Origin of the sequence: Pseudarthrobacter sp. CCNWLW207 (assembly GCF_037203945.1) — a bacterium.
Classification (GTDB): domain Bacteria; phylum Actinomycetota; class Actinomycetes; order Actinomycetales; family Micrococcaceae; genus Arthrobacter.
Map to the genome: position 1 here is coordinate 114,273 of NZ_JBBCBS010000001.1, position 22,159 is coordinate 136,431.

Consider the following 22,159-nt stretch of genomic DNA (forward strand, 5'->3'; position numbering starts at 1 on the left):
GCGCCGCCGCGGTGCCGGCCGGGCCGGCGGCCTGGTGCGGCACCGAGTTCATCCTACTGGACGGTCATCGCACAGCAGTTCCGCCCATAGGATTCGAACCTATACTCCACGGCTCCAAAGGCCGGGGTGCTGCCATTACACCAGAGCGGACCATGCCGCCGGCACGAGGCCCGGGCACAAGTATTTATTTTGCCATGGGTTCGGGGCCCGATGCGACATCGGCCAGAATCCGCCCTCATCGAGGCGCTGCCCGACGGTAAGGCATGATGGAAATGTGACCAACAACCCTCCTCGGATTCGCATGACAGGCCTGCAGCGGCGCAGCCAGCTGATCGAGGTGGGACGCGGGCTCTTTGCCATCCGAGGGCTCGACGGAACAACGATTGAGGAGATTGCCGCCTGCGCCGGGGTATCCAAACCGGTCATCTATGAACACTTCGGTTCCAAGGAAGGCCTGTACACGGAGGTAGTGGACTTCGAGTTCCGCATCCTGCTCGACGCGATCAACACCGCCCTGACCGAAGAAGCCAAGCCGCGCATCATGGTGGAGCGCGCCGCCCTCGCCCTGCTGACCTACATCGAGGACCGCACCGACGGCTTCCGCATCCTGATGCGGGACGCCCCGCCGTCCCAGCCGGAAGGCGCCTTTTCCACGCTGCTGTCCCACGTCACCGCCCGGGTGGAACACATTCTTTCCGACGAATTCGACCGCCGCGGCTTCAGCGCCGAGGACGGCGCCATGTACGCGCAGATGCTCGTGGGCATGGTGGCCATGACCGGCCAGTGGTGGCAGGACAGCCGCCAGCCGGACAAACACACGGTCGCGGCACACCTGGTCAACCTCGCCTGGAACGGCCTCACAGGCCTCAAGAAGGAACCGGAGCTGACGTCCGAGGGCTGAGTCTTCCGGCCGGCTTTGCAAGCCTCAGTGGTTGCCTTCGCGGCGCGGACAGCCCTTCCCCGTCGTCCGTGGTCACCACGGCGGCGCAGTGGCCCTTCGCCGTCGCTTAGACACAACGCATAGGGGCACCTGCGGTCGCTGAGCGACCTCCAGCGCCCGATGCGCCGCGATGCGCGACTACACGAAGACCCCCTGCCCCGCGATTGCCGAAGGTTCCATTGGGGATCAGCCGCCAGGCACCCCCACGCCCAACCTGCAGAAGGTTCCGCGTGGGCGGCCTGCTGTTCCACGGCGGCAAGGTGGCGCCCAACAGGCTATTCGCCGAGGACTTCCAAGGCCTCTAACCATTCGAGTTCCAGCGCTTCGCGTTCACCGGCGAGGTCCTTGAGCTTCTTGTTTTGCTCGCCCAGGGCATCGAAGTCGTTCTCCGCGGTGCTTTTGACCATCTGGTCGTGGAGCTTCTTTTCCTGCTGTTCGAGCTTGCCCAATTGGCGTTCGATCCGGTTCTTGGCCTTGCGGGCGTCGCGCTTTTCGGCTTCGGAGGCTCCGGAGGATGCGGGAGCTGCGCTGCCGCTCGGACCGGTGACGGGATTGCCGCCGCCGGTGATGGTGGATCCGGCCAACGCTGATTCGCGGAGCTCCAGGTACTGGTCCACGCCACGCGGCAGGGCGCGGATCTTCCCGTCACCCAGGAGTGCCATCTGGTGGTCGGTGACGCGCTCCAGCAGGTAGCGGTCGTGGCTCACCACCACGAGGGTTCCCGGCCAGCCGTCCAGGACGTCCTCGACGGCGGCGAGGGTGTCCGTGTCGAGGTCGTTGGTGGGCTCATCGAGCATCAGCACGTTCGGCTCCCCCACCAGCAGCCGCAGCAGCTGGAGGCGCCGGCGCTCACCGCCGGAAAGATCCTTCACCGGAGTCCACTGCTTCTCCTTCGTGAAGCCAAGCTGCTCCACCAGCTGGCCAGCCGTGAATTCCTTGCCGCCCACGTTGAAGGACCGTTTCTCGCGCTCGATCACTTCGATAACACGGAGGTCCGAGACGTCGTCGAGTTCTTTGACTTCCTGGGTCAGCACGGCGGTGACCACAGTCTTGCCGCGCTTCAGCTTGCCGGAGGACGGCTCGATCTGGCCGTTGAGGAGCTTCAGCAGGGTGGTCTTGCCGGCACCGTTGACGCCTACCAGGCCCAGCCGCTCACCAGGCGCAAGCCGCAGGGTGATGTTGTCGAAGAGCTTCTGCCCTTCGTCGCCGCCAAGGTAGTCCAGCGACACGTTTTCCAGGTCCAGGACGTCCTTGCCCAGGCGGGCCGTGGCCATTTTGCTCAGTGCCGTGGAGTCGCGCGGCTCCGGAACATCGGCGATCAGGGCATTGGCTGCCTCGATCCGGAATTTCGGCTTGGCCGTGCGGGCAGGGGCGCCGCGCCTCAGCCACGCCAGCTCCTTCTTCACCAGTTGCTGGCGCTTGCTTTCCATCACCGTGGCCGAGCGGTCACGCTCGGCGCGGGCCAGGACGTAGGCTGCGTAGCCGCCGTCGAACGGGTCCATGATGCCGTCATGGATTTCCCAGGTCTTGGTGCAAACTTCGTCGAGGAACCAGCGGTCGTGCGTGACCACGAGGAAGGCGCCCTGGTTGGCCCGCCACCGGGTCTTCAGGTGCCGGGACAGCCACGCGACGCCTTCGACGTCAAGGTGGTTGGTGGGCTCGTCGAGCATGATGACGTCATGGTCCTCGATCAACAGCTTGGCAAGCGCCACCCGCCGCTTCTGCCCACCGGACAGGGCGTGGACGTTCGCGTGCCAGTCGACGTCGGACACCAGTCCGCCCATGACCTCGCGGATTTGGGGGTTGCGGGCCCATTCGTAGTCGGCCTGGTCGCCAACGATCGCAGCACCGACGGTAAGGTCGCCGTCGAGTACGTCACTCTGGTCCAGGTATCCGATGTTGACTTCGCTGCGCTTGGTCACGCGGCCGGAATCCGGGGTGGAGCGCATAGCCAGCAGGCGCATGAGCGTCGACTTGCCGTCGCCGTTCCGGCCCACCATGCCGATCCGGTCGCCCTCCTCAAGTCCGAGGGTGATGCCGTCCAGGACGGTGCGCGTCGCGTACGAAACCGTGAGGTTTTCGCCGCCAAGAAGGTGTGCCAAGGGAACTGCTTTCTACTGCTTAATACGAAGAGGGCTCTTAAAGGAGGGTATCGGAGATGATGCGGGCACCCGGCACGGGCCCGTGCACAGCCCAGGCCGTAAGACCGTGGTGCAGCAGGTCCTCCGCGAGGCTTTCGGCCGCCGCCGGGCTGTGGGCCAGCAGGGCCACAGTGGGACCCGAGCCTGAGACGATGCCGGCGATGGCACCGAGCGATTCGCCCATGCCCAACGTGCTGCGGAGGTCCGGGGCCAGTTCAATGGAAGCACGCTGCAGGTCGTTCACCAGCACCCTGCTCAACGCTTCGGCGTCTCCGCTGCGCAGTGCCTGCAGGATCTTGGGATCCACGCCGTCAGGCTCGGCTGCCACAACGCCCTCGGCCTCGCGAAGCCTGTCCAGGGTCCGGTATACCTCCGGGGTGCTGAGGCCGTACTCAGCTGCCACCAGCACCCAGTCGGTCTGGGCCTTGGCCAGCGCCGGCGAGAGTTCGTCGCCCAGGCCCAGGCCCACGGCCGTCCCGCCCAGCAGGGAGAACGGAACGTCGGCACCCAACTCCCCCGCCAAGTGGGCCAGTTCCTCCCGTGACAGGCCGCTGTTCCATAACGCATCGCACGCCAGCAACGTCGCGGCAGCATCCGCCGAACCACCGCCCATGCCTCCAGCCACCGGCACGCGCTTGGTGATCTCGAGGTGGACCCCCGTGGCGTGTTCGGAGACATCGGCCATGATGGCAGCGGCTTTGTAGGCGAGGTTGTTCTCATCCAGCGGGATGTCCACGCCGTCGAGGTCAAGGGTGCTGTCCGGGCTGATGCTGACTGTAATGCCCGGGGCCTCCATGCTGGTGGCGGAGACCTCTTCGTAAAGAGAGACCGCCAAGTACACGCTGGCAACCGAATGGTAACCGTCCGGGCGGAGCGGGCCCACATCCAGGGAAACGTTGACCTTCCCCGGGGCTTTAACGCGGACGGTCCGCGCGGCGAACCGTCCTGCAAGCGCATTCACGCGGTGGCCTCGCGGGCTTCGGCAATCCTTGCGAAGGCTAAGATATCGATGACTTCGCCCCGGGCCGTGGGATCGACGCCAGCTGCCACCAGGCAGCGCTCGGCCTCGGCCGCCCCACCCGCCCAGCCGGCCAAGGCTGCCCGCAGGGTCTTGCGACGCTGCGCAAATGCAGCGTCGATCACAGCGAAGACTTGTTCCCGCGTAGCAGTGGTGGCAGGCGGCTCCCTCCGTGTGAAGGCCACTAGCCCGGAGTGGATCTTAGGTGCAGGCCAGAACACGTTCATGCCGATCACCCCGGCCTTGCGCATGCTGCTGTACCACGCGGCTTTGACGGACGGCACCCCGTACGTCTTGGATCCCGGTCCTGCCGCGAGCCTGTCGGCCACTTCGTCCTGCACCATCACGAGGCCGTGCTGGAGGCTCGGGAAGTGCTGAAGCAGATGGAGGACCACTGGTACGGCCACGTTATAGGGAAGGTTGGCAACGAGCGCGGTCGGTTCCACGGGCAGCGTCGTCACCTTCATCGCGTCAGCCTGGACGAGGTGGAAGTCGTCAACGGCCCCTGGCCGCCATTCAGTAACGGTGTGGGGCAGCTTCGCGGCCAGGACCGGATCAATTTCGACGGCGACTACCGACTTTGCGGCGTCCAGCAGCCCCAGCGTCAGGGAGCCGAGCCCAGGACCCACCTCCAGGACCGTCTCGTCAGCTCCGATATTGGCAACTGAGACGATCCTGCGAATGGTGTTGCCGTCGATGACGAAATTTTGCCCGAGAGTCTTTGTGGGCCGGATTCCGATCTCTTCCGCCAGCCGGCGTATGTCGGAGGCACCGAAGAGGGGTGCGGGCGCGGCGGGGCTCGGTTCAGTCACCTAGGTATCCTATCCCGGCGGCCATACCCGCCATGCGGAATCAACGTAATGGCCGGCCCCGGTAGTCCGGGGCCGGCCATTACGTTGATTGTTCAGTCATGCCCGGCGCGGCTGTGGTCGGCTGCCACGGCAGGGTTGGCCCGTGAATCGGGAGCGACGGTCCTAGCTGGTGGCCGCCCAGCCACAGCCCCACGGCTGGAGGCCACGCTGTGCGTACACGCGGTTGGCGATGTCAATCTGCTGGGCCTTGGTGGCCAGGCTGGCGTTCGGGGCGTAGGCACCGCCGCCCGAGCCGATCCATGTCCGGATGTCGAACTGGAGGCCGCCGTAGTAGCCGTTGCCGGTGTTGATGGACCAGTTGCCACCCGACTCGCACTGGGCGATCTTGTCCCACATGGCTTCATTCATCATGGCCGGGGCAGCGGCACCGGTGTTTGTGCCAGCGGTGGTGGTGGCTGCCGGCTTCGCCTTGGTGCCCACCGTGACCTGCTCTGTCACAGGCTGAACGGTCACCGTCTCGGAAACCAGTGTGCGGGACGCCTCGCGGCCATCAACCAGAACCAGTTTGAAGGTCCGCTCAACCTTTCCGGCGGCGCCAGCCTGGGTCACCTTCTTCTCACCCTTGAACATATCGGCGCTTTCGGAGGTCATCGTCTCGAACTTGACGTCCTCCGTGGTTGCCGCCGTCTGGCCGGTATCCACTCGGGAAACCTTGACCACCATGTTGTTTACCACGGGGGCGTTGCCCGGCTGCGAGCTCCGGTCGTTCACGCCCAGGCTCACGCCTGCATCCTCAAGGACGGCCTCCACTGTGGAGGCGGTGGTAGTTGTCGTGGTGACTTTTCCGTCGGCAACGATGCTGACGTTCTTGGGCGTTGTGATGGAGACGAACGATCCGTCCACGGCCAGCTGGGCGTCCTTCGGAACGGACACGGACGACGAACTGGCCACACCGAGCTCGGTCACGAGTCCGGCGACGTCCGGGGACGTGGTGCTGACGGTCTTTTCGGAGCCATCGAGGCTGACTTTCACGGCCTTGGCCATGTTCACATTGATAACGGTGCCGTTTTCAACGGTCTCGTCGACGGACGGCGATACCCGGTCCGCCGGCTTCAGGTCCAGTTTTGCGCTTTTGACAACCTGGCCCACTGTGCCGCCGAAGGTCTGGACTGAACTGACCTTGCCGTCGACATTAAGCGTGATTGTTTTGTTATTTCCGACAAAGGCGACGAGCCCGAGCACGAGCGCGCAAAGCACCACCAGCTGGGTACCAACCTTGACGAAACTGAACTTGCCGTCAGATGTGAAAAGCTTGACCACGATTGCCCGTAACTTTAGGACCATCCGGGCACGGGGAAAAACGCAGTAAAACACCCGGCGCAGAACCCCTGAGGTCAGCTCCGGGCACCTTTGCGCCGCCACACTCCACGCGGCAGGCATGCGGCATCACGGCCGTTCATGATCCTGCAGCGGATGAAGTGAATTATCCGAAGGCCTTCCCCGACCCCGGCTAATAGTTACCCACTGTAACCGTAGCGTTATAAAGCGGCCAAGAATTTTGCATACCCGGTATTCGCAGGTCCTCAGTCTATGGTCGCGGTCTCAGTCCCAGGATCCGTAAGCCCGCACGGTATTTTCGCTAATCTGCTGACAAAGCCCCGCAAGGTCGGCTCCTGTCACATCAGCCATGGCCCTGACCGTGTACGGCACCATGTAACTGGCGTTTGCCCGGCCACGGTGCGGGTGCGGGGTGAGGAAGGGCGCATCGGTTTCCACCAGCACCAGCCCCGGTTCGGCCACTGCGAGCGCCGCCCGAAGATTGTGGGCGTTCTTGAAGGTCAGGGTGCCTGCGAAGGACATGTTCCAGCCCTCCGCATTGCAGATTCGGGCCAACTCCTCGTCCCCCGAAAAGCAGTGGAAGACCACGCGCTCGGGAGCCCCTTCTTCCCGCAGGACCTTAACAACGTCATCGTGGGCGTCGCGGTCGTGGATCTGGAGGGTCAGGCCCAGCCTCTTGGCGATGTCTATGTGGCGCCTGAACGAGTAGCGCTGATGCACCAGGCCCTCCCCTTCCGTGCGGAAGAAATCCAGCCCGGTTTCGCCAATAGCCCGGATGCGGGGATGGGCTGCAAGCCGCTCAATCTCCGCCAAAGCGTCCTCCAGCTCGCCGCGGGCGGCGTAATCCGGGGCGTCATTGGGGTGCAGTGCCACAGCACCCAGCAGCCTGCTGTCCTGACCTACTGCCTCCACGGTGAAGCGGGAGGATTCGAGGTCGCAGCCCACTTGGACCGCCCCCTGCACTCCGACAGCCTGGGCGGCATCCAAGGCAGCGGAGATCCCCACTGGCCCCGCGCCGTCGGGAAAATCAAGGTGGGTGTGGTTGTCCATGACCGGGACCGGCAGTGGCTCGGGCGCCGGCGGAAAGGCCCGCCCGCCAGCAGCCGCAACCGAGGCTGAACCGTCCGTCCCGGCGGTACGGTAGGCGGCGGGAATCAGCGAATTGCACATCCCACTAGCCTAGCGGCGGCCGATGCACCGAGAATTACGGGAACTCTCTGTCAGGCACGGCAGTTCTGTTAGTAGTCTGTTACCAACAGATGCGAACGCCCACCGACGGGCGAAGGCAGGCTTGCTGTCCCGTCCCAGTCGATACCGGGCTGAAAGGTTGCCGATGGACTCCCACCGACGCACGGCCGTCAATGAGATCGAAACCGCAGGCCGGACCTTCGCAGGGATTGCGGAACCGGTCACGCAGCTGAACGGCCACAAGGTCCAGGCGATGGACGCGGCCGCCTTCCACTCTGCAAGCCGGCGCATCCTGGACGAGATCAATACAGTCATCGATGGAAAGTCTGAGGCCGCAAAGCTGGCCCTGACCGTCCTTCTGGCCCAGGGCCACCTCCTGCTTGAGGACGTGCCCGGCGTCGGCAAGACGCTGCTCGCCAAGACCCTCGCACGGACCATCGACTGCACAGTAAGCCGGATCCAGTTCACCCCTGACCTGTTGCCGTCCGACGTCACCGGCGTGTCCATCTACAACCAGTCTTCCCGCCTGTTCGAATTCCGCCCGGGTGCGGTGTTCGCCAACATCGTCATTGGTGACGAAATCAACCGGGCCTCGGCCAAGACACAGTCCGCGCTTTTGGAGTGCATGGAGGAGCACCAGGTCACCGTGGACGGGCACTCCTACAAACTTGATGAGCCGTTCATGGTGGTCGCCACGCAGAATCCGATCGAGATGGAGGGTACCTATCCCCTGCCGGAAGCGCAGCGGGACCGCTTTATGGCACGTATCTCCATGGGCTATCCGGACAAGGACTCCGAGATCGAAATGCTGGAAACCCACCAAGCCACGTCGCCGCTGGCAAAGGTCTCGGCCGTGGTCACCGCCGCAGACGTCGCGGCGATGATTGCCGCTGTCCAGAAGGTCTATGTATCGCAGGCCGTCAAGGAATACACCGTGTCCGTGGGCAGGGCCACCCGTGAGAGTCCCCTGCTCAGACTGGGCGCCAGTCCTCGCTCGATGCTGCAGCTGCTCCGCGCGGCCAAGGCCACGGCAGCCCTGGACGAACGTGATTTTGTGCTTCCCGATGACGTGGTCAACGTTGCCGAATCTGTCCTTGCCCACCGGATTATCCTGGACCGCAAGGCCGCCAGTGCCGGGGAGACCCCACACAGCGTCATCCGCGGCATCCTGAACAGGCTTCCCGTCAGCCAGGACCTGGCCGACGCCGCGACCCGGTTCGGGGCCAAGCCGGCGCCGGGCACGCCACCGGGCTCCGGCTCCGCAGGAATCACTAGGCAGAGTCCCATGGCACTGCTGGACCGACTGCCCCGCCACCTGTTCAGCCAGCGCGGCTGGGGCCTGCTCGCGGCCGGTGCCGTGTCGCTGTTGGCCGCCCAGATCATGGGCCGCCGGGATCTCCTGAGCCTCAGCGTCCTGCTGATCGTGCTTCCCCTCATCTCGCTGGCCGGAATCCGTCTGGTCAAGCCCAAATTCCAGGTCTACCGGGAGTTTAATCCTTCGCCGGTGGAAACCTCGGCCGCCACCACTGTCCGGCTGGCTGTGGCGCGCACCGGGCAGGGCACGGGCCGCGCGATCATGGAGGAGCGGCTGCCCCCGCGGTTCGGGGAGTCACCGGCGTTCCGATTCCCCGCGCGGTCGGCAACCGGTGGCACCAGCCGGTATGAATACCACCTGCGTTCCAGCCAGCGCGGTCAATTTCTCATCGGGCCGGTAACGGCGGAGTTCACTGACCCGTTCGGGCTGTCCCTTCACCGGCAGGCAATCGACGACGGCGACACCCTCACGGTGACGCCCGCCGCCGTCGAGCTTCCGGTCACGGGACTCGCTGGGGCTCGCGGGAACGACGGCGTCACCGCGACCCGGATCCGGGCCAACCCGAGCGACGATGACGTGATGACCCGCGAGTACCGGCACGGCGACCCCATGCGCCGGGTACATTGGCCGGCGACTGCCCGGCACGGAGCACTGATGGTCCGGCAGGAGGAGTCGGTCACTACTCCGGAGGCCACCATTATCCTGGACCAGCGGTTTGTCGCCTTTTCCGGCAGCCCCGGGACCGGATTCGGCGGGATCGGGTTTGGCGGATCCGCTGCCGTGGACGGGCACGACATGCTCACCAGCGGCACCTTCGAGTGGGCAGTGGTGGCGGCCATCTCCGTCAGCACCCACCTTGCCGAACGGAATTATGCGCTGCGGCTGCTCGATGCCCGGGGCGAACCGGCTTTCCTGCGTTCGCCCTCGGCGCCTGAACCGGAGGTGGAGGAGTACGTGGGCACGGGTGGGCTGCAGTCCATCGCCGAAAGCCTGGCCGCCATCCAGCTCTCCGGTCCGCATCACGGCCATCACGGCCATCACGGCCACAATGAGGCTGGCCGTGGGAGTCCGGCTCCCGCGGCCGCCCCCCGCAAGGACGCCGCCGCCATCGGGCGGGACCATGGCTTTGGGCAGGATTCCGGTCCGGCCCCGTTCGACGACGAACTCATGGACAAACTTTCGGCGCACCGAATGCGGGGTCCTATCATCGCGCTCCTGGGCAGGGTGTCCATGGCCGAAGCCAATGCCTTGGCCCCGGCCGCAGGCTATGGCGCGAATGCGTTCGCCATCATCGTCGCCGAAAGGCCGTCGGAGTTCCACGAACAGCTTGAAGAGCTGCGGCGCGGAGGGTGGCGTGCAGTTGCCGTGTCCCCGGCGGTTCCGGTGCCTGCAGCATGGAGCCACTTTGACCAAGGCGGAGCTGCGCTGGATACCGCAGCAGCCGATGTCCGGCGCGGCGCGGGGGTGGCGCGATGACACTCGCCCCCGAGAAGCACACCTCCTCCACCGCGGAGCCGGCAATTTCTCAGACATCCGGCCGTGCGCCAGGCAGGGCGCGGGTCGGCGCCTACCCGTGGGTCATGGCTGGGGCGGTAGGGCTGTCTGTGTGCGGCGCGGCCTTGTCACTGAACGGTGTCCTGAGGGGCTGGGCGTGGTATCTGCCGGTCCTGACCACCGTTTTTGTGGTTTGCCTGACCATGGCCGCGCTGCGGGCCGCCCGGGCGCAGCCTCTCCTGGTCACCGCCGGCGGCTTCGCTTCGCTCATTGCCATCCTGACGCTGACGTTCTTCCGCAGCACAGGCATTGCCGGAATCATCCCGTCGGGCGCCACCATGAAGGAGTTTGACAGGTTCATACGCCGTGCCAGCGAGACGGTACTCGCCGAAAGCGCGCCCGTGGCCCCGAACGCCGGAATCGTCATGGTGACCTGCGCGGTCCTCGGCCTGATGGTCATTCTTATCGACGCATTGGCGTTGCCCCTCGGCACGCCGGCCACCACGGGCCTGGGCCTGTTCGCCATCCTGATCGTGCCCGCCATGGTTAAGCCGCAGAGCGTGGGAGTGTGGAGTTTCAGCGCCACGGTGGCCGGCTACCTGCTGATTCTGGCGTGCAGCCAGTGGTTCGCCCCGGACGCGGGCACACCAGCGGACACCGCCCGTAACCCCGGGCATCTGAAGCGGGCCGCACTCACCGGATCCGTTGCCCTCGTGGCCACGCTGATCATTCCGATGGCGATCCCCGGCTTCGACCAAGGTACATTCCCGCAAGGGTCGCGCGTGAACCCGTGGGGCACGTCCACGGGCCTTAATCCCATGATCACGCTTGGAAACAGCCTCCGCACTCCCGCTGGAACCGGACGGATCACGTACGCTACGAACGCCGTCACGCCGCTCTACCTGCGTTCGGTCACGGTGGACAATTTCGACGGCGACTCCTGGGGACCGGACGACCGTGAGGAATCGCGCCAACCGGTGGCCGGGCCGATCGAGCCTGGCTACGCGATCCCTGCTGAGGAGCAGCTCCGCTACGTGACCGCAGTGGAAACGGGCGCCTTCACGAGCCCATACCTGCCGGTGCCGTATGCCCCTGAATCGATCCGGGGGCTGGGCGGGCGCTGGTCCTGGGATCCCGCCACCCTGAGCATCAAAGGGGTAGATACCAACTCGAGAAGCCAGGAATACACCGTGGTCTCCTCTGCGCCGCGGCTCACTGCCAGTCTGCTCGACCGGTCCTCAGCAGCAGTGCAGGGCATTGCGGAGGATTTCACCCGGGTTCCAGGCAACGTTCCTGACATCGTCAGGACCACGGCCGACTCCGTCACCGGATCGGGCGGCAGCGCTTACGCAAAGGCGATGGCCATCCAGAGATACCTGCGGTCAGCGGAATTCACTTATTCCCTGCAGTCCCCGGTCCAAGGCGGCTATGACGGCAACGGACTGTCAGTGCTCGCCGATTTCCTCACCCAAAAAAGCGGATACTGCATCCACTACGCCTCCGCTATGGCCGTCATGGCCCGGTTGGAGGGGATCCCCAGCAGGATCGCCGTCGGCTACGCCCCTGGGCGGCTGACTGGAGCTACAGTGAACGTCCCCGGACTAGGAGCACTTTCCGAGTACGAAGTGGACGCCCGTGATGCCCATGCCTGGCCGGAGCTCTACTTCCAGGGGCTCGGGTGGGTACCGTTTGAGCCCACCCCCTCGCGTGGTGTGGTCCCCGAGTATGCCATCGAAAGCTCGGCAGCAGGCGCCCCGGGAGCCATCGAAAATAATGACGACCTTATTCCATCCAACGGTGCGACAGCCACGCCTTTGCCCAGCGCGGCACCATTGCCCGTTCCCGGTGACGGCGGCCCGGGCAGTGAGGCAGGTTCGCAGGTTCTGCCTTGGCTGCTGGGCCTGGCAGGATCGGCAGTGCTGATCCTCCTGCTGTCCTCACCCAGGCTCGTGCGGCTAGGAGTCCGGGCCCGCAGGCTGCGAACCACTGATCCTCCGTCTCCTGCGGCCATCCCCATGGCGTGGTCCGAGCTCCGTGACCTCGGCACGGACTATGGCTTGCCTCCCGGACCGAGTGAGACGCCCAGGTTGTATTCGGCCCGGCTCCGCAGCTCGCCTCTGCTCGGTGAACCCGGCGGAATGGACGACGCCGCGCACCAGGCCGTCATCTCGCTCACCGCCGATTTCGAACGACGCGCTTACGGCCCTCCTGCCGGCGATTCCCCCGCGGCGGGCAGGGACAAGCCGGCCGCCGCCCGGATTGTGGCCCTTCAGGGCTCCATGCGGGCCAACGTCACCCGGGGCAGAAGGCTGCGCGCCGAGTGGCTCCCGGCGTCGGTCATGGCGCTTTGGGGGAGGATGCTGACGGCGCCGTTCCGGTTCTTTGGCCGGCAGGTCCGACGGACGGCAAAGGCCGTCGCACGCTCGTGGTCACGGGCGCGCGACGACCTCCGGCGCCTCAGCGAAGGCTAGTTGCCCCAACCGATGCGCACCTGGCTTCTTGGAAGCCTCAGCCTGCGTAGGGGTCGGCAATGCCGATGTACTGGGTGTAGAGGTATTCCTCGATGCCTTCCAGCCCGCCTTCACGGCCCAGGCCGGACTGCTTGACGCCGCCGAAGGGGGCAGCGGCGTTGGAGATCACGCCGGCGTTCAGGCCGAGCATGCCCGTTTCAAGGCGTTCACCCATCCGGATGCCGCGGTTGAGGTCCCTCGTGAAGACGTAAGCCACCAGGCCGTACTCGGTGTTGTTGGCGAGCCGGATGGCTTCCTCTTCGGTGCCGAAGGTGATGATGGGTGCGACGGGGCCGAAGATTTCCTCGGACAGGATCCGGGTTCCTTCGGTGACTCCAGTGAGGATGGTGGGCTGGTAGAAGTAGCCCGGACCTTCTGCCGGGGCACCGCCCAAGACTGCCCTCGCGCCGGAGGACACGGCGTCGGATACCAGTTCGTGGACCTTGTCCCGGCTCTTGGCATCGATCAGCGGACCCACCTTTGAGTCCGGCTCGGTGCCGCGGGCGGTGGTCATTTCGGACATCTTGGCGGCGAACTTCTCCGCGAACTCGTCAGCGACGGACTCGTGCACGATGAAACGGTTCGCGGCGGTGCAGGCCTCACCCATGTTGCGCAGCTTTGCCAGCATGGCTCCGGCGACTGCGGCGTCCAGGTCCGCGTCCTCGAACACCACGAACGGGGCGTTGCCGCCGAGCTCCATGGAGGTCCGCAGGACGGTTTCGGACGCGTCGGCAAGAAGGCGGCGGCCCACCTCGGTGGAGCCGGTGAAGGAAAGTTTCCGGAGGCGCTGGTCCTTGATCAGCGGGCCGGTGGTGGCACCGGCCGTGGAGGTTGGAATGACGTTCAGGACGCCGGCGGGCAGGCCGGCTTCCTGCATGACGGCGGCGAAAAGCTGGGACGTCAGGGGTGTCAGGTTGGCGGACTTCAGCACCATGGTGCAGCCTGCGGCGACGGCGGGAGCGATCTTGCGGGTGGCCATGGCCAGCGGGAAGTTCCACGGCGTAATCAGAAGGCAGGGACCCACAGGCTTCTTGGTCACGAGGAGGCGCGACTTCCCGTCTGGGGAGACCGAGTAGCGGCCGAACGCGCGGACGGCTTCTTCGGAGAACCAGCGCAGGAACTCAGCGCCGTAGGTCACTTCGCCGCGGGCTTCGGCCAGCGGCTTGCCCATTTCCATGGTCATGAGGAGCGCGAAGTCTTCGGCACGCTCGGTCACCAGATCAAAGGCACGGCGCAGGATCTCCCCGCGTTCCCGCGGCGGGACCTTCGCCCATGACTCCTGTGCCGCCGCGGCGGCGTCCAGGGCAGCCTTGCCGTCTTCGGCACCCGCATCAGCAATGCTCAACAGCACCTTGCCCGTGGCGGGGTCCTCGACGTCGAACGTCTTCCCGGAAGCGGCCGGCCGCCACTCACCATTGATAAGCAGGCCGGTGGGAACAGAGGCCAGCAGCTCGCTCTCGCGCTCTGCGGTAACAGCTGGCAGTGCAGTGACAGTCACGATGACTCCCTCGTCAGTAAGGTTTTTCCAGCCGTGCAGCGGCGCCCGAGCGGCACGCCTTGTTGGCTGATTAACTGCCAGACTACTGCCGCCGCAACCGGCGGTCTACGCCTCTACGCACTACAGAATGAGCTCGGCTCTGTGCAGGTGCACAGCCCTGTCCCGCGCGATTTCGCGCTATCAGTCGGCCGTTGGAAAGTCTCTCCAGGGCCGGTTCAGCGCGCCGCCAGAACGGCGGAGTACAGTTCCCGCTTGCTGACCCGGACGTCTTCGGCCACCGCAGCAACGGCTTCCTTAAGCCTGATTCCCTGTGCTACCAGCGCATTGACGGCCGCTACATGTTCTTCCGGCGTTCCCGGCGCCTGCTCAGGCGCTCCGCCCAGCACCACTGCGATCTCACCCCGGACCTCATTGCCTTCAGCCCAAAGCAGAAGCTCGCCCACAGTTCCCCGGATGACCTCCTCATAGGTCTTGGTCAATTCCCGGCAGACCGCAATCCTGCGCTCGGCGCCGAACCGCTCCCGCAACGCCCTGAGCATGACCTCCAGCCGGTGCGGAGCTTCGAAGAACACCATGGTTCGCCGCTCCGCAGCAAGGTCTGCCAACCTGGACGCCCGCTCCCCCGCTTTCCGGGGAAGGAAGCCTTCAAAGCAGAACCTGTCGGTGGGCAGGCCGGAGAGTGCCAGGGCTGTCAGCACCGCTGACGGGCCCGGGGCGGCAGTGACGGTGAGCCCGGCGGCAACGGCTCCCTCAACGAGCCGGAAGCCCGGGTCCGAAACAGACGGCATCCCCGCGTCGGTGACCATGACCATTGTTTTGCCGGCCCTGACGGCGTCGAGGAGTTCGGCTGTCTTCGTCGCCTCGTTGTGCTCGTGGTAGCTGATGACGCGGCCTGCCACCGTGACGCCAAGGTTCTGCACCAGGCGGTGGAGCCGCCTGGTGTCCTCTGCAGCGACGATGTCAGCAGTGGCCAGCAGTTCGACAAGCCGTGCGGAGGCGTCGCCTGAGTTGCCAATCGGCGTTGCGGCCAGCACGATCCTTCCCGGTCCTGCAGTGCCGGCGTTAGGCATGGCGTCGTCAGGCAGGTTGGAGTCGGGAAGGGTTTCGGGGTTAGGGTCCACGCCACCAGCCTACTGCTGGCCGGCGGCACAAGCTGCAAAAGGTAGCATGGGGCACGTGACGCAGACCCCCACGCGGCCCGCCGAGGCCGGTCAGGCCCACCCGCTGGACCCGCCCATCGGCCCGCCGGAAAGCGCCGCACTGGCCGTCGCCTCAGCCGGCAAGCCCTGGATCGTCCGGCCAGCCGTGGCATTTTCCACCCAAGCACTCCAAGAGCGGCTGATCGGCGGTATCCGCAGCTGGCGTGACTACCCGCCCTCGCTCCGGTTGTGGTTCTGGTTGGTGCCGCTGCTGACGACGGCCATCGGTGGCGTACTCCGGTTCACCCGCCTGGACACTCCGCCCAGCCTGGTTTTTGACGAGACGTACTACGTCAAGGACGGCTATTCGTTGCTCGTCAGCGGCTATGAGCGAAGCTGGCCTGACAAGGCCAACGACTCCTTCAATGCCGGGAACCCTTCCGTCCTCCTGGGCACGCCCGAGTATGTGGTCCACCCTCCGGTGGGCAAATGGATGATCGCCGGCGGCATGTGGCTCTTTGGCGCCGACAACCCCCTGGGCTGGCGCTTCTCAGCGGCCCTTACCGGTACCGTTTCCATCCTGCTGCTCGTCCTCATCGCCCAAAAACTGTTCCGGTCCCTGCCCCTGTCCGCCGCGGCTGGGCTGCTGCTGGCTGTGGACGGACACCACCTGGTGATGTCACGGACGTCGCTGCTGGATATCTTCCTGATGTTCTGGGTCCTGGCTGCCTTCGGCGCCCTGCTAATGGACCGCGACGACGGCCGCCTCAAGCTGGCGGCGCGACTCGCCAGGCAGGCCGCGGCCGGGAAGGATGGCAGACCCTCCCCGGGCCAACTGCTGGCCGGTCCATGGCTGGGCATCCGGTGGTGGCGGATCGCCGCCGGCGTGTGCCTGGGCCTTGCGGTGGGGACCAAGTGGTCCGGGTTGTTCTTCCTGGCGGGCTTCGGGCTGCTATCTGTCGTGTGGGACCTCTCCGCCCGGCGGGTCGCCGGAATCCGCGGCTGGTTCACCGGGGGCGTCATCAAGGACGGGCTGCCGGCTTTCGCCAGCATGGTTCCGGTCGCAGCCGTCGTGTACACCGCCACCTGGACCGGCTGGTTCCGTTCCGATGACGCCTACTTCCGTCGCTGGGCCGGGTCCAACCCCTCGACCGAGTGGGGTTGGCTGCCTGACTCTGTCCGGTCGCTGGCCCACTACCACCTGGAGGCGTACAAGTTCCACCAGGGGCTGGGCTCCGAGCACCCCTATGAGGCGAGCGCGTGGAGCTGGCTGGTGATGGGCCGGCCCACGTCCTTCTTCTATGAGTCCCCGAAGCAGGGAGCCCCGGGATGCGATGTCCCCAACTGCGCTTCAGCCATCCTCTCCGTCGGCAATCCCCTCGTATGGTGGGGAGCCACCATCTCGCTGGCAGTACTCCTCTTCTGGTGGGCGGGACGCCGCGACTGGCGTGCCGGGGCCGTACTCGCCGGGGTGGCTGCGGGCTACCTGCCCTGGTTCCTGTACCCGGAGCGGACCATGTTCTACTTCTACGCCATCTCCTTCGAGCCGTTCCTGGTGCTGGCACTGGTGTATTGTCTGGGCCTCGTCCTTGGACGGAATACGGATCCACTGTGGCGCCGTCGTTCCGGGCTCTACCTGGTAGCAATCTTTGTTGCCGGCGTAGTGCTGTTGTCGGCCTTCTTCTACCCAGTGTGGACAGCCGAAGTCATTCCGTACCATGAGTGGCGCCACAGGATGTGGATGCCTTCCTGGATCTAGGGCAGGATTGCAGAAGACCCTGACGATTTCAGCCGCGCAGCGCTATGGCAGCCGAACGGAGACCGCCTGTGAGAGAAGCCAGCACAGAACTGCTCGTGGAGCTTGATCCTGCCAGCAATGTGACGGACCTCCTCCTGGAACAGCAGGCCAATCCTGCCCACGCCCTGTATGCACGCAAGGGACCCAACGGCTGGACGGACATTACGGCGCAGAAGTTCCTCCAGGATGTCAGCGCCCTGGCAAAGGGCCTGATCGCCGGCGGGCTGGAGCCTGGCGACACCGTAGCGGTCATGTCCGCCACCCGCTACGAGTGGACGCTGGTGGACTTCGCCATCTGGTTCGCCGGCGGCGTCACGGTGCCGATCTACGAAACTTCGTCGGCAAGCCAGATCGAGTGGATCCTGCATGACTCCGGGGCTCTCAGGGTCTTCGCGGAGGACCACGGAAAGGTTGCGCTGGTAGCCAAGGTCCTGGCGGCTTCCGAGCTCCTCAAGGACCGTCTGGTTAACGTCGTGAGAATGGACCACGACGGCGTCGCCCCGGATCTCGCGAGCCTCGCCGCTGCCGGCATGGGGGTTACCGACGCCGAACTCGAACGGCACCGCTCCGCGGCTGCACTGAACGACGTCGCGTCCCTCGTGTACACGTCCGGGACTACCGGTAACCCGAAGGGCTGTGAAATCACCCATGGGAACTTCGCCTTGGTGGCTAAGAACATCGTGGCCTTCCTCCCGGAGCTCCTGGTACAGGAGAACGCCCGAACCTTGATGTTCCTGCCGCTTGCCCACGTGCTTGCACGTGCGGTCCAAGTGGTGTGCCTGAGTGCCGGGGCCACGCTGGGGCACACAGGCAACGCAGCGCAGCTACTGGAGGACCTGGCCACCTTCAGGCCGACGTTCTTGTTGGTGGTGCCGCGAATTTTCGAAAAGGTCCGGGCCGGCGCCGCCCAAAAGGCCGCCATCGCCGGCAAATCGGGCATCTTCAGTACCGCATCGGCTGCTGCGATCCGTTTTTCGAAGGAGCAGGACGAAGCTGCCCGGGGTGAGGGCAGCGGGCCCGGTTTCCTGTCCCGCACCGCTCATGCACTCTTCGACCGGCTGCTGTACCCCAAACTCCGCCAAGCCATGGGCGGTCAGGTCCGCTACACCGTTTCCGGGGCCAGCCCCCTTGCTGCTGAGGACGCCCATTTTTTCCGTGGTGCCGGCATTCCGGTCCTGGAGGGGTATGGCCTGACCGAAACTACCGCACCGTGCACGGTGAACACCCCCACCATGACCAGGGTGGGCAGCGTGGGCATACCCATTCCCGGCACGACCATCCGAGTCGCTGAGGATGGCGAGATCCTGGTGAAGGGCATCGGCGTTTTCAAGGGCTACCACGCCAACGAGGCCGCCAACGCCGAGGCTTTTGTGGACGGCTTCTTCCGCACCGGGGACCTTGGCCGGCTTGACCCCGAGGGGTTCCTGACCATCACAGGACGGAAGAAGGACATGCTGGTCACTGCCGGCGGGAAGAACGTTGTTCCCGGTCCCCTCGAGGAAAAGATCCGCGCCCACCAACTGGTGGGCCACGCTGTGGTGGTGGGAGAAGGGAAGCCGTTCGTCTCCGCCCTCGTCACCCTGGATCAGGAAGGCCTGGAGAGCTGGTGTGCGCTGCACAAGCTGCCGGCACTGTCCCCGCGCGAAGCCGCGGCTGATCCGCGGGTGCGGGCGGCCATCCAGGAAGCAGTGGACCAGGCCAACGCACTGGTCTCCCAGGCCGAATCCATCCGCAGCTTCGCAGTGCTGGACGCCCAGTTCACCCTCGATTCAGGGCACCTTACGCCGTCGCTCAAACTCAAGAGGGCCGCCGTCGTCCGCGATTTTGAGGCGGAAATCACCAAGCTTTACGGCTGAACTGCCCCCCCCCGGGGGGCGGAGCCGCCCGGCCCTACACGGCCTCGGCCTTGGCCGAAGCCTCCTGTTCGCCATCGGTCAGGCCGCGGCGGCGGCGTGTAGGCCACGTCAGAACCAGGGTTGCCAGCGCCACAAGCAGCACGAGGGCGGCTATCACGATTCCGGCGTCGATCCAGAACTGGCCCGGGAACAGCCTGATCAGGGTGTCCTCCAGCGCAAAGGTCCATGTCCCGCTGGCGAAGAAGATCCGGTGGAATTCGGTGAAGAACTGTTGCCAGCCCAGCACGGCCAGCGCACCGAGACCCAGGATGATCACCAGGGTCAGGATTGATCCTGCGAAGAGGCCGCGACGCACGCCGCCAGTGCTTCGGCGGCGCAGGTAGGCGATAGCGATGATGCTGACGAGGATCAGGAGGGCGCCGGCGCCGAAAGCGGAAAGGATGACGAGTTTCACGTCCGCCATGTGGCTGACCTCGCTGCCCTTGAAGAGTTCGTCTCCGCTGCGGTTGACGAGTTCGCCCAGGTAGCGGGGCCCGGACCAGTTGCTGAGATAGTCAACGGCGTAGGAGCCGTAGGTCATTCTGTCGTCGGTGCTGAAGCCGTAACCGTCGCCCGGAAATCCGGGGCGGTTGTACTCGATCCAGAGGAACAGGGGGCTGGTGACGGCGCGGACTCCCAGGACCAGGAGGATGACGGGATACATGATGGCCAGCAGCACCTGCATCACACGCGGCGTCAGCGGCTTGGCCTTTGCCGCACTCTCGCGCTCGGCGTTGCGCCGCTCAACTTCTTCCTGTGGCGGACGGACCTGAAGGGCTGAGGTGGGCAGCGGTTCGCTGAACAGCGGCGGACCTTGCTCGCCCGCAGGTTCGACGGCGGCCTCGGCTGCCTTGCGGCCAGCCCGGCTTTCGGGCTGCGGGGAAGTTTCCCCGTTGCTGCCTGCGCTCTTCGACGGCCCGGTGCTGTCCGGCCGTTTTGAGGGCCCCGTCTTGTCCGGGCTGCCTGACGGGGAGTCACTCATCCACGAAAAGGCGGGCTCATCCGAATCCGCCGAGGTGTCCAAGAGGGGATCCGGCTGCGGCTCCTTGCGTTTGGCAGGGGTCGGAGAATTGTCATTCACAGCAGCGTCACTTCCGTTGGGGTCCGTGGAGCCGGCTCGGGTCCGGGCAGCACAAGTATCTCTTCACGAGCCTACCGTCCGGTCCTCCGGCAGTGCGAGGTGCCACCCCGGGCAGGCATCGATTCAGGCTGCGATTTCGCTGTACCCGGCATCCTCGGTGCCAAGGTCACCGCGGGCCCCCGCCAGATAGGCCCGCCGACCCAAGACCAGTACATACAGCCAGTACGCGGCCAGTACCGCGGACCCAATGCCAATCTTCGCCCACACAGGCAAGGGACTGGGGGTCACGAATCCTTCCACCAGGCCGGAGACGAACAGCACCAGCACCAGCCCCAGCGCCACGGTGATCAGGGACCGGCCCTCCTGCGCGACGGCACGGCCGCGAGTGCGGCGGCCAGGGGAAACCATGGCCCAGAAGATCCGAAGCCCCGCGGCGCAGGCGATGAACACCGCCGTCAGTTCCATCAGGCCGTGCGGGAGGATGTAACTGTAGAAAACGTCGGTCTTGCCGGAGGCGGCGAAAATACCGGCAGCAATGCCAACGCCCTGGGCGTTGCTGAACAGGATCATGGGCACCCAAAACCCTGTGATCCCCAAGGCAACGGCCTGCGCGCTGATCCAGGCGTTGTTGGTCCAAACGGCACCGGCGAATGAGGCTGCCGGGTTTTCCGAGTAGTAGTCGATGAAGTCCTCTTCGACGTACTGCCGGACAGCTGCTTCGGACGCAACGGCACGGAGCGCCTCCGGCGAGGTCCCAATCCACAGCGCGTACGCGGCGCCGATCAGGATGAACGCTGCCCCGCATGCCACCGTCAGCCATCGCAGGCGATACAGCGCGGCGGGCAGTGCGACTACAAAGAAGCGGGCCAGATCGGCCGCAAAATTCGAGCGGGCTCCCGTGAAGCGAGTTCTCGACTGGGCCAGCGTTGCCGAGAGTGACGCCGAAAGCCCACTTTCAGGGGCGATGGAGCGGATAAGGGAAAGGTGCGCGGAAGTCAGTTGGTACAAGCGCAGAAGTTCGTCGGCTTCGGCCCCGCTGAGGCGGCGTTTGAAGGCAAGCTTGTGCAGCCTCGACCAGGTATCCCCGTTGACGGCGGAGAAGGCATCCATATCCACGGCTACAGCCTAACCTCACGCCATTAGACTGTGAGCGTCTGCAGGATAATTCGCGTGGAACGGAACACCGCATTGAGCTCTATCGTCACGGGCGAGGCCGTTGTCCTGGAGCTGCGTCCCGCCTCCTTGGCCGCGCGTGCGCTGGGGCTGCTGCTGGATGTGATGGTCAACGTGGTCCTGCTGGTGCTCATGCTGTTCGGCGTGGCCGCCGCCAGCGCCGAACTCGATGAAGCTGCTGCCCGGGCCCTGATGCTCTCCAGCGTGGTGTTCTGCTTTGTGATTGTCCCGGTGGCGGTGGAAACCCTGAGCCGGGGCCTCTCGCTGGGAAAGCTGGCTGCGGGTCTGCGCGTGGTGCGCGACGATGGCGGCGCCATCCGCTTCCGGCATGCCGTCATCCGCGGGCTTACCGGCTTCCTGGAGATCTACCTCACCCTCGGCGGTCTTGCCATTGCTGTGGCGCTCTTCAATGACAGGTCCAAGCGGCTCGGGGACATCATGGCGGGAACGTACGCCCTCCGGAGCCGCGTGCCCGTTGAAGGGGCCGCCCCGGTGTATATGCCGCCCCGGCTGCGCGCCTGGGCAGCAGCAGCCGATATCGGCCGCATCCCGGACGCCACTGCCCGCCAGGCATCCCAGTTCATTCGCCAGGCGGGCCGGATGTCACCACTGTCGCGTACAGGCATGGCCGCCTCGATTGCGACCGAACTGGCACGGCATGTGGCACCTCCCCCGCCGCCGGGAACCGGCCCTGACGAGTACCTGGCCGCCGTGGTTGCCGAGCGCCGCAACCGGGAGCTGTCCCGGCTCGGCGAGGCCCGTCGTCGTAATTCCGTAGTGGGCGAGCGGCTGGAACGGCTCCCGTTTGGGTCGTGACGG

The 22,159-nt window shown here is 65.6% G+C and carries 15 protein-coding genes, 1 tRNA gene and 1 pseudogene; 7 read left to right on the top strand and 10 right to left on the bottom strand.

Annotated elements, in window-relative coordinates; genetic code table 11:
• Positions 1-78: 78 nt before the first annotated feature.
• Positions 79-150: transfer RNA gene (locus V9L17_RS00385), tRNA-Gln, on the bottom strand.
• 124 nt (positions 151-274) lie between these two features.
• Between V9L17_RS00385 and V9L17_RS00390 the strand changes: the two genes are divergently transcribed.
• On the top strand, positions 275-901 hold the full coding sequence (locus V9L17_RS00390; protein WP_337350033.1) for a TetR/AcrR family transcriptional regulator: 627 nt from the start codon (positions 275-277) through the stop codon (positions 899-901).
• Between the two features lie 314 nt (positions 902-1,215).
• Here V9L17_RS00390 and V9L17_RS00395 read toward each other — a convergent pair whose 3' ends face one another.
• From V9L17_RS00395 to V9L17_RS00415, 5 genes are all read right to left on the bottom strand, one after another.
• Complete coding sequence (locus tag V9L17_RS00395; protein WP_337346605.1) at positions 1,216-3,042, bottom strand: ABC-F family ATP-binding cassette domain-containing protein; 1,827 nt, start codon at positions 3,040-3,042, stop codon at positions 1,216-1,218.
• Positions 3,043-3,079: 37 nt separating this feature from the next.
• On the bottom strand, positions 3,080-4,042 hold the full coding sequence (locus tag V9L17_RS00400; protein WP_337346606.1) for a 4-(cytidine 5'-diphospho)-2-C-methyl-D-erythritol kinase: 963 nt from the start codon (positions 4,040-4,042) through the stop codon (positions 3,080-3,082).
• Entirely contained in the window at positions 4,039-4,911 is an 873-nt protein-coding gene (rsmA, locus tag V9L17_RS00405; protein WP_337346607.1) for a 16S rRNA (adenine(1518)-N(6)/adenine(1519)-N(6))-dimethyltransferase RsmA, read from the bottom strand. The genes V9L17_RS00400 and rsmA overlap by 4 nt, the downstream gene beginning before the upstream one ends.
• Positions 4,912-5,073: 162 nt before the next feature.
• Positions 5,074-6,231, bottom strand: coding sequence for a transglycosylase family protein (locus V9L17_RS00410; RefSeq protein WP_337350034.1), 1,158 nt, complete (start codon positions 6,229-6,231; stop codon positions 5,074-5,076).
• 282 nt (positions 6,232-6,513) lie between these two features.
• On the bottom strand, positions 6,514-7,419 hold the full coding sequence (locus tag V9L17_RS00415) for a TatD family hydrolase (RefSeq protein WP_337350035.1): 906 nt from the start codon (positions 7,417-7,419) through the stop codon (positions 6,514-6,516).
• 163 nt (positions 7,420-7,582) lie between these two features.
• Between V9L17_RS00415 and V9L17_RS00420 the strand changes: the two are divergent.
• The 3 genes and pseudogenes from V9L17_RS00420 to V9L17_RS00430 form a co-directional block, all read left to right on the top strand.
• A pseudogene (locus V9L17_RS00420) lies at positions 7,583-8,632 on the top strand (AAA family ATPase); the annotation flags it as partial.
• 90 nt (positions 8,633-8,722) lie between these two features.
• A complete protein-coding gene (locus tag V9L17_RS00425) occupies positions 8,723-10,228 on the top strand; it encodes a DUF58 domain-containing protein (protein ID WP_337346611.1) in 1,506 nt (501 codons plus the stop codon).
• Positions 10,225-12,717, top strand: a complete 2,493-nt coding sequence (locus tag V9L17_RS00430; protein ID WP_337346612.1) for a transglutaminase family protein — start codon at positions 10,225-10,227, stop codon at positions 12,715-12,717. Before V9L17_RS00425 ends, V9L17_RS00430 begins: the two co-directional genes overlap by 4 nt.
• Before the next feature lie 37 nt (positions 12,718-12,754).
• On the opposite strand, the gene V9L17_RS00435 is transcribed toward V9L17_RS00430, so the two are convergent.
• On the bottom strand, positions 12,755-14,254 hold the full coding sequence (locus V9L17_RS00435; RefSeq protein ID WP_337346613.1) for an NAD-dependent succinate-semialdehyde dehydrogenase: 1,500 nt from the start codon (positions 14,252-14,254) through the stop codon (positions 12,755-12,757).
• Positions 14,255-14,469: 215 nt separating this feature from the next.
• Positions 14,470-15,375 carry a 16S rRNA (cytidine(1402)-2'-O)-methyltransferase gene (gene rsmI, locus V9L17_RS00440; protein ID WP_443197935.1) on the bottom strand — a complete coding sequence of 302 codons (906 nt, stop codon included), beginning with the start codon at positions 15,373-15,375 and terminating at the stop codon, positions 14,470-14,472.
• Between the two features lie 46 nt (positions 15,376-15,421).
• Here rsmI and V9L17_RS00445 point away from each other — a divergent pair, with 46 nt between their 5' ends.
• Positions 15,422-17,152 (top strand): dolichyl-phosphate-mannose--protein mannosyltransferase, encoded by a 1,731-nt coding sequence (locus V9L17_RS00445; protein ID WP_337346614.1) that lies wholly within the window; start codon positions 15,422-15,424, stop codon positions 17,150-17,152.
• Between the two features lie 68 nt (positions 17,153-17,220).
• Complete coding sequence (locus V9L17_RS00450; RefSeq protein WP_337346615.1) at positions 17,221-19,047, top strand: AMP-dependent synthetase/ligase; 1,827 nt, start codon at positions 17,221-17,223, stop codon at positions 19,045-19,047.
• Between the two features lie 34 nt (positions 19,048-19,081).
• Here V9L17_RS00450 and V9L17_RS00455 read toward each other — a convergent pair whose 3' ends face one another.
• Entirely contained in the window at positions 19,082-20,167 is a 1,086-nt protein-coding gene (locus tag V9L17_RS00455) for a TIGR01906 family membrane protein (RefSeq protein WP_337350036.1), read from the bottom strand.
• Positions 20,168-20,290: 123 nt separating this feature from the next.
• A complete protein-coding gene (locus V9L17_RS00460) occupies positions 20,291-21,283 on the bottom strand; it encodes a stage II sporulation protein M (RefSeq protein WP_337350037.1) in 993 nt (330 codons plus the stop codon).
• A 72-nt stretch (positions 21,284-21,355) separates the two neighbouring features.
• Here V9L17_RS00460 and V9L17_RS00465 point away from each other — a divergent pair, with 72 nt between their 5' ends.
• Positions 21,356-22,156, top strand: a complete 801-nt coding sequence (locus tag V9L17_RS00465; RefSeq protein WP_337350414.1) for an RDD family protein — start codon at positions 21,356-21,358, stop codon at positions 22,154-22,156.
• Positions 22,157-22,159: the final 3 nt, after the last annotated feature.